The organism is Treponema sp. (genome assembly GCF_024696245.1).
GTDB lineage: Bacteria > Spirochaetota > Spirochaetia > Treponematales > Treponemataceae > Treponema_D.
Genome location: NZ_JAILGZ010000157.1, coordinates 1 through 15231 on the forward strand (window position 1 = coordinate 1; position 15231 = coordinate 15231).

Genomic DNA, 15231 nt, shown 5'->3' on the forward strand with positions numbered 1-15231 from the left:
TAATTCATTATCTTATATAGAATTGTGAAGTGTATAAATTCTTGATAAGAATTCACAGAATTCACAATTATTCACAGGTAAAAAAGTTATCCACTACTTATCAACAGCATTGTAACATATTGTAAACTGGATTTCTACAAGAAAAATTTTCATGAAAAGCAGTGAAAATGCCTGTTTTTATCTATTTTTTATACTCCTTAACCTGCTTTATGAGAGTCTCAATAAGAGAGTTAAAATTAGAGTCAATCTTTATCTTATCTTCTACCAGGTTAAAGCTGTGCATGATAGTTGTATGATCACGTCCACCAAAATCATCACCAAGCTGAGGATAAGAAAAACCTCCCAGCTGTCTTGCAATGTAAATGGCAATCTGTCTTGGAACAACAACGTGACTGTTTCTTTTTTTGCCCTTAATATCGCTTATGGAAATATTGTAGTAGTCAGCAACAACTTTCTGAACAATATCAATAGTTATGTTTTCGTTACTTATCTGAGAAACCTGATCACGAAGAAGATTCTGAAGAATGGAAGGTGTTATTGACTTGTGGGTCAATTCAGTAAAGCCAAGAACTTTTGTAAGGCAGGCTTCAAGGTCACGAACATTTGTCTGAACATTTTCAGCTATGTAACTTACAACATCTACATCTACCTGAGGTATTGTTTTATTCATGTTGGCAAGTTTTTTCTGAATGATGGCACATCTTGTTTCGTAGTTAGGCGGCTGCAGGTCAAGACACATTCCTTTAGAAAAGCGGGACTTAAGACGCTCTGAAAAACCATTTAATTCAGATACAGGCCGGTCACAGGTAAATACCATCTGAGCTTTTATACCTTCAAGGGCTTCAAAAGTATAGAAAACTTCTTCCTGAGTACCGATTTTGTCCTTAAAAAAGTGGATATCATCAAGAAGAAGAAGATCCAGTTTTCTGTATTTGTTTTTAAATCTGTTGATGGATTGAGGACCTTCCTGTGTTGCCTGAATAAATTCATTTGTATAGTTTTCTGCAGTTATGTAGCAGATTTTAGAAGTATCACCTTTCTGAGCATATATATAGTTTCCAATAGATTGCATAAGATGAGTTTTTCCAAGACCTACACCACCATAAATCAGGAGAGGGTTGTATGCTTTTCCAGGATTTTTTGCTACTGCCAGAGAAACATTATAAGCAAAATCAGAGTTTTCACCGGTAACAAACTTTTCAAAAGTACAGTTTTCGTTAAGTTTAGGATGCTGCTTAAAAACAGGAACTTCTGGTGCTGATGATGCTGTATTTTCCTGAATAATATTGTTTTGCTGAATTGAAGGAGCCTGCTGCTGGGATTGTGGTTCCGGTGTGTTTACTGAATTACCGGTCTCCACGGAATTCTGGCTCTCAGAAGCTGTATACGGGCTTTTAACGTTGTTTTTTACAACATATGATATATTTATATTCCTTCCTGTAAATTGAGCGATTTTAGACTGAATGGCACTTACATAACCCATGGATACCATTCTTGACCACATAAAGTCTGAAGCAACACCTACTTTTATTTCTGTAAGGGTATCTTCAAGATATTCCATGTTAAACCAGATTAAAAATTCTGTTTCCTGACCCTTATTTATATAATCCTGATGAATTTCTTTTAATGCTTCATCCCAAAAATCTTTATAATTCTGTTCACTCATAAAGGGGAATTATAAATCATGAAGAAAAAGTTTTCCACAACTAAATAAATGTATAGTAAATCCTTATAAAATGCTTATTTGATGCTATGGGAATAGACTTTTTAACCTATAAAAAGTATAATTTTGTTCTCGAATTCTACATATAAAATATGTATTTAATTCAGTAATAAAAATACAGATTTGGAGCTTAAAATGTCAGACGAAAACACTAATTACGGTGCATCAAGTATTCAGGTTTTGCATGGACTTGAAGCAGTTCGTAAGCGTCCTGGTATGTATATAGGTTCAACTGGACCAAATGGATTACATCATCTTGTTTATGAAGTTGTAGATAATAGTATTGATGAAGCAATGGCAGGTTATTGTTCTAAGATTACCGTTGCTCTTGAAAAAGATGATATTTGTCGTGTTGAAGATGATGGTCGTGGTATTCCTGTAGATATGCATCCTACAGAAAAGGTTAGTGCCCTTGAACTTGTACTTACCCGTCTTCATGCAGGTGGTAAATTTGATAAATCAACATATAAGGTTTCCGGAGGTTTGCACGGTGTAGGTGTTTCCTGTGTAAATGCTCTTTCTGTATGGATGACTGCAGATGTATTCCGTGACGGATATCACTATCAGCAGAAGTATGGAATCGGTATTCCTAAGTCAAAAGTAGAAAAGCTTGGAGAAACAAATCTTCATGGTACAACAATCCGCTGGAAGGCAGATTCTACAATTTTCCAGGAAACAACAACTTATAATTTTGATGTTCTTGCAAATCGTCTTCGTGAACTTGCATTCCTTAATCCTGGAATCAATATTGTTTTCCGTGATGAACGTCTTGAAACTCCAAAAGAAGTAATCTTTAAGTTTGAAGGTGGTATTAACCATTACGTTACATATCTTAATGACGGCAAGCAGGTTGTTCCTGAACAGCCGGTTTATATAAGTGGAGAAAATAACGATGTACAGATTGAAGTTTCAATGCAGTATAACGATTCATTCTCAGAAAATATTTATTCTTACGTAAACGATATTAATACAAGGGAAGGTGGTACTCACCTTGAAGGTTTTAAGTCAGCCATTACTTTTGTACTTAATAAATTTCTTGAAAAGAGAGAAAAGCTCCTTAAAAAACTTGATAAGGAAGAACGTCTTACAGGTGATGATGTACGCTCAGGTTTAACAGCAGTTCTTTCTGTAAAAGTTCCAGAACCACAGTTTGAAGGTCAGACAAAAACAAAGCTTGGTAACTCAGAAGTACGTGGTTATGTTGATCAGCTTGTAAAAGAAAAGCTTACTCTCTGGGGTGAACAGAATCCTAAAGTTATCGACCTTATTCTTGAAAAATCCGTAGGTGAAGCTGCTGCCCGTATTGCTGCCCGCAAAGCAAAAGACAATATGCGCAAAAAGACAATGTCTGACGGATTTGGTCTTCCGGAAAAACTTTCTGACTGTTCCTTAAAAGATCCGACTCAGTGTGAAGTATACATAGTCGAAGGAGACTCGGCCGGCGGATCTGCAAAAAAAGGTCGTGATCCAAAAACACAGGCAATTCTTCCACTCTGGGGAAAAATGCTTAACGTAGAAAAAGTTCGTCCAGAAAAAGTAATGAACAACGATAAGCTTGAACCTGTAATCGCATCTTTAGGTGCAGGTTTTGGTAAAGACTTTAACATTGATAAGCTTCGTTATCATAAAATTATTATTATGGCCGATGCCGATGTTGACGGAAGCCATATTCGTACATTGCTTCTTACATTCTTCTTCCGTTACATGCCGGAACTTATTGAGCATGGTTATGTTTATCTTGCCATGCCGCCTCTTTACAGACTTCAGAAAGGTAAGAAGGGTAAGGTTCATTATGCTTATTCAGATGAAGAACGTGACCAGATTCTTGCTGAGTTAAGAAATGACACAACTGTTCCTGCTGCAGATGAAAGTGAAGAAAATTCAGAAGAAGAAGCAACAGATAATGCAGTAGTAAATCCTGCAGATAAAAAGAAAAAGACAGATATAGATGTTCAGCGTTACAAAGGACTTGGTGAAATGGACGGTAACCAGCTTTGGGAAACAACAATGGATCCTGCAAACCGTAAGATGCGTGTTGTAACAATTCCTGATGCAGTTGCAGCAGACAAAATCTTTAGTGTCTGCATGGGTGAAGAAGTAGAACCACGCCGTCAGTTTATCGAAAGCAATTCAAGTTATGCAAACCTGGATGTTTAATCAAAGCTGGCTTTTATCAGAAAAATATTTGTTAAAATTTTTGAGGAATAAAGATGGAAGAAATTAAAACACCAGAAGGTGGAACTGTAATAAAAATCCCAATTGAAGCAGAAGTTAAGCAGGCTTACATTGACTATTCCATGTCTGTAATTGTACAGCGTGCTCTTCCTGATGTACGTGACGGTCTTAAACCAGTACACAGACGTATTATGTACGCAATGGATTCCCTTCATCTTTCAAGCGGTGGTAAGACAAAAAAATGTGCTACTATCGTTGGTGAAGTTCTTGGTCATTATCATCCTCATGGTGATGCTTCCGTTTATGATGCATTAGTTCGTTTAGGTCAGGATTTTGCTCAGAGATATACAACTGTTACTCCACAGGGTAACTTTGGTACTATTGCCGGTGACCCTGCAGCTGCTTACCGTTATACAGAAGCAAAAATGTCAAAGATTACAGAAGAAATGGTTGCGGATATTTCTAAAAATACCGTAGACATGATTCCTAACTTTGATGACACAACAAAAGAACCAAGTGTACTTCCTGCAGCATTTCCTTTCCTTCTTTGTAACGGAACAACAGGTATTGCCGTTGGTATGGCTACAAATATGCCAACCCATAATCTTAGGGAAGTAGCCGCTGCAATTTCTGCTTACATTGATAATCCTGAAATTTCCATTGATGAACTTATGAATTACATTAAGGGTCCTGATTTTCCTACAGGCGGTGTAATTTATGGTCGTGAAGGAATTAAGAAGGCATATAAGACCGGTCGTGGAAAAATTACCATTCGTTCTAAGTTTACAATTGAAACAGATAAAAACGGTCGTGAATCAATTGTATTTACAGAAGTTCCATATGGAATTAATACAACAAATATTATCCGCCGCATTAAGGAACTTGTACGTGATAAGCAGATAGAAGGAATCGTTGGTGCCAATGATGAATCTTCTGACCGTTCAGGTATGCGTCTTGTTGTTGATTTAAAACGCGGTGCCATTACTAAGGTTGTTCTTAATCAGCTTTTTGCAAAAACAGATTTACAGTCAAACTTTGGTGTTATTAATCTTGCCCTTGTTCCTCAGGAAAAAGAAAAGGGTATCCGTTATGACGAACCAGGTTACCTTACATTAAAAGCCGAATACCTTAAACCGGAAGTTCTTAATCTTAAACAGCTTATCATGCACTTTGTAAATCATCGCGATGAAGTTATTACCCGTCGTACAATTTATGATTTAAAAGTTGCAAAACACAGAATGCATATTTTGGAAGCTCTTATTACAGCTATCAATAATATTGATGAAGTAATTAAGATTATTAAGGAAAGCCGTGATACTAATGAAGCTAAGGCCCGCCTTGAACAGAGATTCAATTTTGATGATGAGCAGGCACAGGCTATTGTTGATATGCAGCTTAAACGCCTTACACATCTTCAGATTGAAGACCTTCAGAATGAAATTAAAGAACTTCAGGCTTTAATTGATTATCTTCAGGGACTTCTTGCAGATCACAATAAGATTCTTCAGCTTATTAAACAGGATACAAATAATCTTGCAGAAAAATATGGTGATGACCGCAGGACAGATATTGTAGCCGGAGAAGTAGAAAGCATTAACGTAGAAGATATGATTAAGGAAGAAGATATGGTTATCCTTATCTCTAAGCTTGGTTATATTAAACGCGTTCCTGTAAGTCAGTATAAGAGTCAGGGCAGAGGCGGAAAGGGTACAATTTCTGCTAAGCTGGTAGAAGAAGACTACATTAACCAGATGTTCGTTGCTTCTACACATGAGCATTTGATTTTTATTACAAACCTTGGAAAAGCTTACTGGGTAAAAGTTCATGAAATTCCAGAAGCTAGTAAGACAAGCCGTGGTTCACATATTAAGAGTCTTCTTGCTGTTAGTGCAAACGAAGAAATTACAATTGTTGAACGTATCAGGGAATTCAGTGAAACAGAGTACCTCTTTATGGCAACTGCAAATGGTATCGTAAAGAAGACCCCAACTAATGAATTCAGAAATGCAAAGGCTAAGGGTATGCAGGCAATTCGTCTTGATGACGGAGACAGGCTGGTAAGTACCGTACTTTCTCAGGGTAATTTTGAAATTATGCTTATAAGCCGTCGCGGTCAGGCTCTTAGAATAACAGAAGAAGATGTTCGTCCAATGGGAAGAAGCAGCCGTGGTGTAAACGGAATGAAGCTTGCCAATGATGATGAACTTTGTGCAGCAACACCAGTTATTCCAGAAACAGATATGCTTGTTATTACAGAAAAAGGCTTTGGAAAACGTGTTTCCTTTGATGAATATTCAGCTCATGGAAGAGGAACCGGTGGTCAGAAAGTCTTTGGAAATGTTGATGACAAGGGAGAAATCGTTGGAGCACTTACCGTTAAGGAAAATGACGGAATTATGTGTATTACCAGTCAGGGAACATCCCTTCGTGTTGATGCAAATTCAATTTCAAAGCAGGGTAGGGGAAGCAGCGGCGTAAGGGTTGTTGATATTTCTGAACCTGATTATGTTGTTGGAATTGATAGAATTGCAGCCAGTGATGATGAATCTAAATAAAACAAGATTTATGGTTTTATAAAAAGAAAGCCTGTAAGTAGATAAAAATACTTACAGGATTATTTTATTTATGAAGTTTTTCAAAAAGCTCTTCCGCAGCATTAATGATTCTTGGACCAGGCCTTGTATAAAGATCTGAATCAATGAATATTACATTTTCATTTTTAACAGCCTTAATATTTTCCCAGCCGGGTCTCTTTTTAAGAGTTTCCACAGTTATGCCGTTTTCCTGTGGAATAATAATTACATCCGGATTTCTTTTTATAATTATTTCTTCACTGATAATAGGATATACATCATTTACATCTGCAAATATGTTTTTTCCACCAGACAGTTCCATTACGTCATTTATAAATGATTTGTTTGCCGCTGTCATATAAGGAGCATTCCATACTTCCCAGTAAATTTGAGGTACAGATTGGGATACTGATGCCTTTTCTTTTAAGTTCTCTATCTGTGCCCTTAATTTTTGGGTAACAGATTCACTTTCTTCTTTATGATTAGTAACTGTACCCATAAATTCAATTTCGTTAAGTATATCTTCGATACTGCTTGATTCTGAAAGATAAACATCTATATTTAAGCGTTCCAGGTTTTCTTTAATTGAATCATGAATGCCAGCTGCACCATAAACAAAATCCGGGTTGTATTTTAGAATGCTTTCTACGCTTAAAGTATCTCCTGAAAATCCACCAATACTAGGAATGGACTTAAGGCTTTCCGGGTAATCACAAAAATCAGTTCTTGCGACAATAAGATTTTCTGCATTAATAGTGCTTAAAATTTCTGCACCGCTTGGACTCAGGGCAACAATTCTAGAAGCTTTTGTAATTTCTTTTCTTGAATCTGTACCCTTTTTGTTACAGCTGCTGAGTAAAAGTGTACCCAGAACTGTAACCATAAGTGTACTCAGAAAAATGCCTTTCTTTAAGCTGATACCGCGTTTATTAAAAGGTAAATTCATTGTCAGGCTTTTGCACCCCATTCAGCATAATAAGAATCTATTTCTTTTTTAAGCTGGTCAGTAATAACACCGTCTTTTCCTGGCTGATAAAGTGATTCAACAACTTCTTCCATAGAAACAATAGCTTTTGCCGGAAATCCATATTTTTCTGTAATTACCTGGAGGGCACTTTTATCTGAATCTGCAGCTTTTTCCATACGGTTAAGGGAAACAATTTCACCAACGATTTTTATTCCGCCTTCTTTAGTTTCCTGAGCCTTAATCTTTGGATAAGTTTCTTCGATTGATTTGCCAGAAGTAGTTACGTCTTCTATGATAACAACACGGTCACCGTCCTTGATATTGTATCCAAGAAGGCTGCCCTTATCAGCACCGTGATCTTTTTCTTCCTTACGGTCAGCACAGTATTTGATTTCTTTTCCGTAGAGTTTTGAGTAGGCAATACAGGTAGCAACACTAAGAGGAATACCCTTGTAAGCTGGTCCAAAAAGAACATCAAAGTCATCACCAAAATTATCGTGAATGGCTTTTGCATAAAATTCACCAAGACGGGCAAGCTGACTGCCGGTAATATATGCTCCTGCGTTCATAAAGAATGGAGATTTTCTTCCGCTTTTTAATGTGAAAGAACCAAATTTGAGTACATTGCACTCAACCATAAAATCAATAAATTCTTTTTTATACTGTTCCATGGGATTTTATTTTAATGATTTTATTTAAGTAAGTTAAGGTGGGGTAGGGGAGGGGGTCGCTACAAGCTAAGAGGATTTATCAAATAAATAATGACACTATTTAAATAAAATTAAATCCTCGACAATTCTTTAATGAGGAACTACAATTTTACCCATGAGTGTTTATTTAGCAGATTCAAAAAGATATGACGGTACAATGGAGTACCAGAGATGTGGAAAAAGCGGCTTAAAACTGCCTAGAATTTCTCTTGGTTTATGGCATAATTTTGGTTCAGTTGATGATTTTGAAAATCAGAAAAAAATGCTTTTTAAGGCATTTGACCTTGGTATTACTCACTTTGATCTTGCAAACAATTACGGTCCGGAACCTGGAAGTGCAGAAGAAAATTTCGGCCGTATTATTAATCAGGAATTAAAGTCTTACAGGGATGAACTTGTAATTTCTACAAAAGCTGGTTACGAAATGTGGGATGGACCTTATGGTGATTTTGGTTCAAGAAAATATCTTATTTCAAGTCTTAATCAGAGTCTTAAGAGAATGAACCTTGAGTATGTGGATATTTTTTATCATCACAGACCCGATCCTGAAACACCACTTGAAGAAACAATGTCTGCTGTAAGTGATTCAATTAAATGCGGAAAAGCCCTGTATGCAGGTATTTCAAATTATCATACAGAAGATACAAAAAAAGCAGCAGCATTACTTAAAGCTAATGGAACACCACTTCTTATAAATCAGTTCAGGTACAATATGTTTGACCGCTGGTGTGAAGAAGATGGTCTTCTGGATGCTCTTGATGAATGTGGTGCAGGTTCAATTACTTTTAGTCCTCTTGCCCAGGGAATTCTTTCTACAAAATATTTTGATGGAATTCCGGAAAATTCCAGAGCAACAAGGGGAGTATTCCTTAAAAAAGAATTCATTACGGAAGATAAAATTTCTAAGGCTAAAAGGCTGAATGAAATGGCTAATGACAGGGGACAGACATTAAGTCAGATGGCTCTTGCATGGAACCTTAGAAAAAACCGTGTAACATCTGTTTTAATTGGAGCACATAATCCGGAACAGATAGAAGAAAATGTAAAGACAATTCAGCGCCTGGATTTTACAGATTCAGAACTTGCTGAAATTGAATCTATTTTAAAATAAAAAATGCGTGAACTTCAGGTTGAGGAATATCTTGTTAACCTGGAGTTCACGCTGGTTTTTAGGTTTTCATAGTTCAGGACTTTTTAAAGACGGGTATACAATCAATAGGAGCATTGACGGTATACATTTTTCCTCCTTTATAAACTTTGCCGTCATTTATGTTTTTCCAGGAGCCGGCTGGAAGGTATACAGAACGTTTAAATTCATTTGCATGAATAACCGGAGCTACAAGATATTCACTTCCGAACATATACTGATCACGAATATCCCAGCATTTTTCATCTTCTGGGAATTCATAGAACATAGCCCTCATAAGAGGACTTCCTTTTTCATGGGCTTCCTTCATTAAAGCTGCAATATAATCACGAAGACTTTCCCGAAGTTTTATCTGCTTTTCCATAATTTTTTGAGCTTCTTTTCCGTAAGTCCATATTTCATTGTCCTGACCGGACCAGCAGAATCCTCCGCCATAATCTTTATCAGTAACAAAAGGTTTTAACTGAGGACTTCTGTCTCCATGAAGTCTTAAGATTGGTGTGAATACTCCAAATTCAAACCAGCGCATTAAAAGGTGAACGAATGCCGGGTCTTTTGGATCTCCAAACATAAATCCACCAACATCTGTTGTCCACCAGGGAATACCTGCAAGTCCCATACTGATTCCCTGAGAAACAGAATCTTCAAGACACTCAAAGGTACTCTGAACATCACCATTCCACAAAACAACACCGTATTTCTGGCTTCCAACCCAGGCACAACGCTCAAGATTAACAAAGTCTTTTTTTCCTGTTTTAGTAAAGCCTTCAGCAAAAGTCTGGGCATAAAGTTTTGGATAGAGATTGCTTACTTTAAGGGCCGGGCCGATTTTATACCTGTAGTTTTCAAAATCATAGATAGAAAGATCTGGTTCAGCATTATCAAGCCAGAACATGTCTATTCCATATTTTACATAATTTTTGTAACAGGTTTTCCAGAGAAAGTTTCTGGCGTCTTTATTTGTAAGGTCGATAGTAAGACAGTCACCGTTAAAATCATAAGTCTGAATTACACCACGCTCACTTCTTACAAGAAGACCTTTGTCTGCAAGAGGCCAGTAGTTAACGCTTTTTTTATCTACGCTTGGCCAGACACTAACCATAACTTTAGTGCCCATTGCATGAAGTTCATCACACATAGCTTTTGGGTCTGGCCAGTATTCCGGATCAAAACTCCAGTCTCCCTGACGGCACCAGTGGAAGAAATCAATTACTATTACATCCAGATGAATGCCAAGTTCCCTGTACTTTCTGGCAACAGTAAGGACTTCTTCCTGTGTTCTGTAACGGAGCTTGCACTGCCAGAATCCAAGATAGTCTTTTGGCATGAGGGGAGCTCTTCCTACACATTCAGTATAGCGTTCAACAATTTCTTTGGGAGTGTTTCCGGCTGTAATCCAGTAGTCAAGTTCATCACTGCATTCACTTTTCCATTCAGTCATGTTTGTGGCAAAAGTTGCTCTTCCTACAGCTGGGTTGTTCCATAAAAATCCATAACCAAGATTTGATACTGCAAATGGAATTGAAATCTGGGAATTTCTTTGAGCAAGCTCCAGGACACAGCCTTTAAGATTTAAATAGGGCTGCTGGTACTGACCCATACCAAAAATCTTTTCTCCATCATTTGGATTGAATCTTGCAGTAATCTGATACTCGCCGCCACCAATGTTTCCTTTGTACTGACGGTTTATAACTTTAAGGGCAATACTTTCTCTGGAAGCAGAAGGGTCATAACTTCTGTGATATTCCTGAAGTATTTTTTTGCCGTTTTTTTCAAAAGTAATAACTCCGCCTGCATTTAATCTGGCAGTAATTTTACCGTTGCTAATACTTGCTTCGTTGTCTTTTATCTGTATTTTCACAGAAGATTTGTTTTTTACGATTTCGGTAAGTCCCCAGTTATTTTTAGAAAAGTCAGAATTCATAGTTGAGCGGATTCTTAATGAATCTGTTCCCCAGGCTTGAATTTTAAGGGTTTCACCATTTTTTTCAAAAATAAGGGAATCAGGACTTTTTTTGAACATAAATATACCTCTGAAAAATATTTCAATAAGCATATTTTAATATGAAAATAAAATAAAATTTAACGTTAAAAATTCCATAAAAAAAATTGAATTTTTTTATTTTTAGAATCCAAAGGTAATAAAGTGAAAAAAATTGTTAAGAACATTACATAAGATAATTTAAATAAATCTGTTATTTTTGATTAAGATTCAGTTAAGGAGAAATTTAATAAAAAGGAGAAACAGCCCTATTAAAAAATGAACCCAAACCATTCATTTTGACAATATTCATGCTCACTTAACTGTATGTGCTGTCTGGAAGTCTTCCGGGTGGCACAATTTTTTTTACAGTGATATTCTTTCTATATGAAAGAAGAAAAGATAGATTATCAAAAACAATTGTCTCAAATCATTTCTCAGGTAGAAGGACTGCCTAAAAAACCAAGTCTTTTACTTCATGCCTGTTGTGCTCCATGTTCTTCTTATGTAATGGAGTATCTTGCTAAATATTTTGACATTACTATTTTTTATTTTAATCCTAACATTCATCCCCAAAAGGAATATGAAAGGCGCCTGGAAGAATTAAAAGTTTTTCTTACAAAGTTTCCAGTGGCTCTTCAGAATTCAGTAAAACTTGTAGTTGCAGAATATGATCCGGAATTATATTTTATAGCTGTTAATACAAGGGAAGAAACTGAATTACAAACAGAAGCTGAGCGAGGGGAGAGGTGCAGGCGCTGTTATGACTTTAGAATGAAAAAAGCATATGATTATGCAGTGCTTAATAAGTTTGATTATTTTACAACAACACTGTCTATCAGTCCTTATAAGGATGCAAAAAAGATAAATACAATAGGCTATACATTTGACAAGTTATCAAATGTTAAGTATTTACCAGCAGACTTTAAGAAGAAAAATGGATTTCTCCGAAGCCTGCAGCTTAGTGCAGAATTTGGATTGTATCGCCAGGATTACTGCGGATGCGTGTATTCCATGCGTACACAACATTGACAGGTTAAACAGACTAACTGTTAGTAGCTCGTATTTTAGTAGAGGAAGGTTAATATGAAGGCAGAAATTGTTCATGGTAAAGCAGAACAGATTCGTGATGTAATCAGGTATATTCAGCGTTTTAAAAATGCTCTTGTAATAATTTACATGGATGAGAACCTGATTGAGTCTCCAATTTTCTTAAACCATATAAAAGATATTGCAAAGATTCATGATGCCGGCTTAAAGGTAATAATGATTCCTGGAGCAAGCAAGCGTATTGATGAGATTCTTAAGGTCTCAAATATAGAGTGGACTACTCATGATAATTGTCGCATTACAGGACCAGAGGCAATGCCTTTAATAAAGATGGCTGCTTTTGATGTATCCAACCAGGTGATGACAGCTCTTGCAGGAGAAAAGAAAACTGCTCTTATTGGTAACTGGGTAAGGGCAAGAGGTAAGGGTGTTGTTAATGGATTTGATTTTGGTACAAACGGAGAGATAGATAAGCTTCAGCTGGATAGTATTCAGAAGGTTCTTGATGATGGCTTTATCCCAATATTTCCTTGTATTGGATGGAGTGCAGCAGGTAAACCTTACAATATTTCTTCGGTAGAACTTGCTAAACAGGTAGCTATTCATCTTAAGGCAGATAAGCTTTTTTATGTTGTTCCAGATGCAGAAGTTAACTCTTCTAACTTTACTCTTCCAGAAGGAATGGGCTTATCAGCAGAAGGTACTGTTCCTGCTATGAATATTGAGGAGCTTAATACCTTTATTGAATTAAATAGTAAAGAAGAAAAAAATGTTTCACGTGAAAAAATCATTAATCTTTTGAAGCTTGCTAAAGATGCTTGTATTGAAGGAGTATCCCGTGTTCATATTTTGAATGGTTCTCTTGATGGTACAATTCCTTGTGAAATCTTTAGTGACTTTGGATCTGGTACAATGATTTACTGCAATAATTATGGAACAATACGCGACATGACAAGAGATGATATCTCTGCTGTTTTGTCAGTAATGAAACCATTTATTGATTCAGGTATTCTTCTTCCAAGAACAAAAGAAATGCTTAATAACCAGATTTCTGACTACATTGTTTATGAACTTGATGGTGCAATCAGGGCATGTGCATCTTTGATTAAGTATCCTGATGGACAGATGGAAATTGCAGGTGTTGCAGTTGATAAGACATATTCCCATATTGGTGTAGGGCTTAAACTTATTGAATATCTTGTTTCACGTGCAACAAAATTAAACGCTAAGAGTATTTTCCTTTTAACAACACAGACGGCTGACTGGTTTGAAAGTCTTGGTTTTGTTGAATCAACAATTGAATCTTTACCAGAAAAAAGGAGGGAAATCTGGACTCCTCAAAGAAGCTCCAAGGTTATGCGCTTACAAATAAAGAAATAAATTAGAAAAATGTTTCATGTGAAACATTAGGGCTGGGAAATGATCCATAAGGATTGTTTCCCGGCCTTTTTTATTTTAAAAAATTTGTCAGCAGAAAGGAATTTTTATAAGGGGATAATTGTTGATAATTCTGGGGAAAAATATGCCTTTTATTTTAGCAATTGTGTATTTGTTGTGGATAAGTTTTAGTTGTCAGGTGTATAAGGTTAGAAAATGGCTTAAAACAGGGCTTTTTAGTCTATGCCAGGACTGGGGTATTTATGTGGATAAATGGTTAATAAATAGGGGAATTTTCACACCCTGGAGGATTTTCTGTGGATAAAATTGTGAGAAATTTGGTGAATTCTACAAAGCTGAAAATGTATCATCGAATTCTTAATTAGCGTAGAATTTTTGGCGCTACAAAATTTACACCATCTGTATAGGAATTTATTTTTATATAAAAGTAAATTCTTCTTGAATTTTTGTTTGTACTTCTAAACTCACTTTAATAGCGATTTAATGCTGTGGTAAAAATTGGGGTAATTTTACATGGAAAGCAGGGGATTATTATCCGGCTGTCGGTATGGGTTTTTATAATGGAATAATGGTAAAAGAGTATCTGTTACTCTGATGGATTTTCTTTTATTTCTGAGCTTGGGATTTATTATTATCCCCTGGAGATAAATGGTCAGATTAGAGGGCTGTTGTTTTTATGTCTTCTGAGGTTAACTATCTATGATTAAAGGAGAACGGCTTTAATAACTTTAGGGCCGCTAGTATTTATATAAGGCAGGGCTTTATTAACCCGGCCAGACTTTTACTCTGGAAGTAGGGACATTTGTATCTTTAAGGGCTTCTGTAAAAAATAAAGTAGTCCTTAATTTAGCTTTATGCCAGTAAAGGAGGATGCTTGTATTCATTAAGTCAGGTTGATTTGTGATCAGGAAATTAACAAAGAAGGTCTAACTATATTTGTTTCACATGAAACATTTTAACAAGTGATTATATTTCTAATCAGATATATATGCTTTAGATTTATATCTCTGCTGCATAAAACTATTACTATTGATTAGAAAGAGCTGCCATCATATTAAACTTTTCGTCTTATAAATCAGTCTCCCTGATTTGACATTCGGGCAGCTGATATGGATTAAGTCCATCTAAAAAATTATCCATCTTATCCTGGAACGGTGTGGCTGAATAGTAAGCCTGATTATTATATAAAGGTTTTTTCCAGCATGCGGGCTTTTATGGATACAGTATCTTTCTATGTCAGGAATCAGTATTAAAAACAGAAAGATACAGATCGGGACCAGGAACAGCAAGTATCAACATGAAAATGAATCCATTTTTATTGTAAGGAATTTAGTCATAGGAGGTTTGCTGCAGGGAATATTTGTTCATGAATTTTTAATTGTAATGATATAACTTATCCCTTAAAATTCAGAAAATTCATGCTTAAGAAGATACAGAAAATTTGTTTGATCTTAAAGTAGGGGTACAGAATACATATATATAGAAGAAAAATGAAAGAAAATGATGG

9 protein-coding genes are annotated in these 15231 nt (G+C 36.0%); 5 read left to right on the top strand and 4 right to left on the bottom strand.

Annotated features, from left to right (window positions below):
• Positions 1-181: 181 nt before the first annotated feature.
• The gene (dnaA, locus tag K6D58_RS11305; RefSeq protein ID WP_296830731.1) at positions 182-1666 is read right to left on the bottom strand and encodes a chromosomal replication initiator protein DnaA; all 1485 of its coding nucleotides are present in this window, start codon (positions 1664-1666) and stop codon (positions 182-184) included.
• A gap of 192 nt (positions 1667-1858) precedes the next feature.
• Between dnaA and gyrB the strand changes: the two genes are divergently transcribed.
• Complete coding sequence (gene gyrB / locus K6D58_RS11310) at positions 1859-3880, top strand: DNA topoisomerase (ATP-hydrolyzing) subunit B (protein WP_296830733.1); 2022 nt, start codon at positions 1859-1861, stop codon at positions 3878-3880.
• A 53-nt stretch (positions 3881-3933) separates the two neighbouring features.
• Positions 3934-6453 carry a DNA topoisomerase (ATP-hydrolyzing) subunit A gene (gyrA, locus tag K6D58_RS11315; RefSeq protein WP_296830735.1) on the top strand — a complete coding sequence of 840 codons (2520 nt, stop codon included), beginning with the start codon at positions 3934-3936 and terminating at the stop codon, positions 6451-6453.
• A gap of 64 nt (positions 6454-6517) precedes the next feature.
• Here gyrA and K6D58_RS11320 read toward each other — a convergent pair whose 3' ends face one another.
• Positions 6518-7354, bottom strand: coding sequence for an ABC transporter substrate-binding protein (locus K6D58_RS11320; RefSeq protein WP_296830737.1), 837 nt, complete (start codon positions 7352-7354; stop codon positions 6518-6520).
• A gap of 65 nt (positions 7355-7419) precedes the next feature.
• Positions 7420-8109, bottom strand: a complete 690-nt coding sequence (pyrE, locus tag K6D58_RS11325) for an orotate phosphoribosyltransferase (protein WP_296830739.1) — start codon at positions 8107-8109, stop codon at positions 7420-7422.
• Positions 8110-8263: 154 nt separating this feature from the next.
• Between pyrE and mgrA the strand changes: the two genes are divergently transcribed.
• Positions 8264-9259: an L-glyceraldehyde 3-phosphate reductase gene (mgrA, locus tag K6D58_RS11330; RefSeq protein ID WP_296830741.1), complete on the top strand. Its 996-nt coding sequence runs from the start codon at positions 8264-8266 to the stop codon at positions 9257-9259.
• Positions 9260-9332: 73 nt separating this feature from the next.
• Here the strand turns inward: mgrA and K6D58_RS11335 are convergent, their stop codons facing one another.
• Positions 9333-11318, bottom strand: coding sequence for a glycoside hydrolase family 31 protein (locus tag K6D58_RS11335; RefSeq protein WP_296830743.1), 1986 nt, complete (start codon positions 11316-11318; stop codon positions 9333-9335).
• 345 nt (positions 11319-11663) lie between these two features.
• On the opposite strand from K6D58_RS11335, the gene K6D58_RS11340 reads away from it, so the two are divergent.
• Both K6D58_RS11340 and argA read left to right on the top strand, forming a co-directional pair.
• Positions 11664-12308 carry an epoxyqueuosine reductase QueH gene (locus tag K6D58_RS11340; protein ID WP_296830745.1) on the top strand — a complete coding sequence of 215 codons (645 nt, stop codon included), beginning with the start codon at positions 11664-11666 and terminating at the stop codon, positions 12306-12308.
• A gap of 54 nt (positions 12309-12362) precedes the next feature.
• The gene (argA, locus tag K6D58_RS11345) at positions 12363-13706 is read left to right on the top strand and encodes an amino-acid N-acetyltransferase (RefSeq protein ID WP_296830747.1); all 1344 of its coding nucleotides are present in this window, start codon (positions 12363-12365) and stop codon (positions 13704-13706) included.
• Positions 13707-15231 lie beyond the last annotated feature (1525 nt).

Coding starts and splice junctions, on each gene's coding strand:
- dnaA (WP_296830731.1), bottom strand. CDS start 1,666: ATGAGTGAACAGAATTATAAAGATTTTTGGGATGAAGCATTAAAAGAA.
- gyrB (WP_296830733.1), top strand. CDS start 1,859: ATGTCAGACGAAAACACTAATTACGGTGCATCAAGTATTCAGGTTTTG.
- gyrA (WP_296830735.1), top strand. CDS start 3,934: ATGGAAGAAATTAAAACACCAGAAGGTGGAACTGTAATAAAAATCCCA.
- K6D58_RS11320 (WP_296830737.1), bottom strand. CDS start 7,354: ATGGTTACAGTTCTGGGTACACTTTTACTCAGCAGCTGTAACAAAAAG.
- pyrE (WP_296830739.1), bottom strand. CDS start 8,109: ATGGAACAGTATAAAAAAGAATTTATTGATTTTATGGTTGAGTGCAAT.
- mgrA (WP_296830741.1), top strand. CDS start 8,264: ATGAGTGTTTATTTAGCAGATTCAAAAAGATATGACGGTACAATGGAG.
- K6D58_RS11335 (WP_296830743.1), bottom strand. CDS start 11,318: ATGTTCAAAAAAAGTCCTGATTCCCTTATTTTTGAAAAAAATGGTGAA.
- K6D58_RS11340 (WP_296830745.1), top strand. CDS start 11,664: ATGAAAGAAGAAAAGATAGATTATCAAAAACAATTGTCTCAAATCATT.
- argA (WP_296830747.1), top strand. CDS start 12,363: ATGAAGGCAGAAATTGTTCATGGTAAAGCAGAACAGATTCGTGATGTA.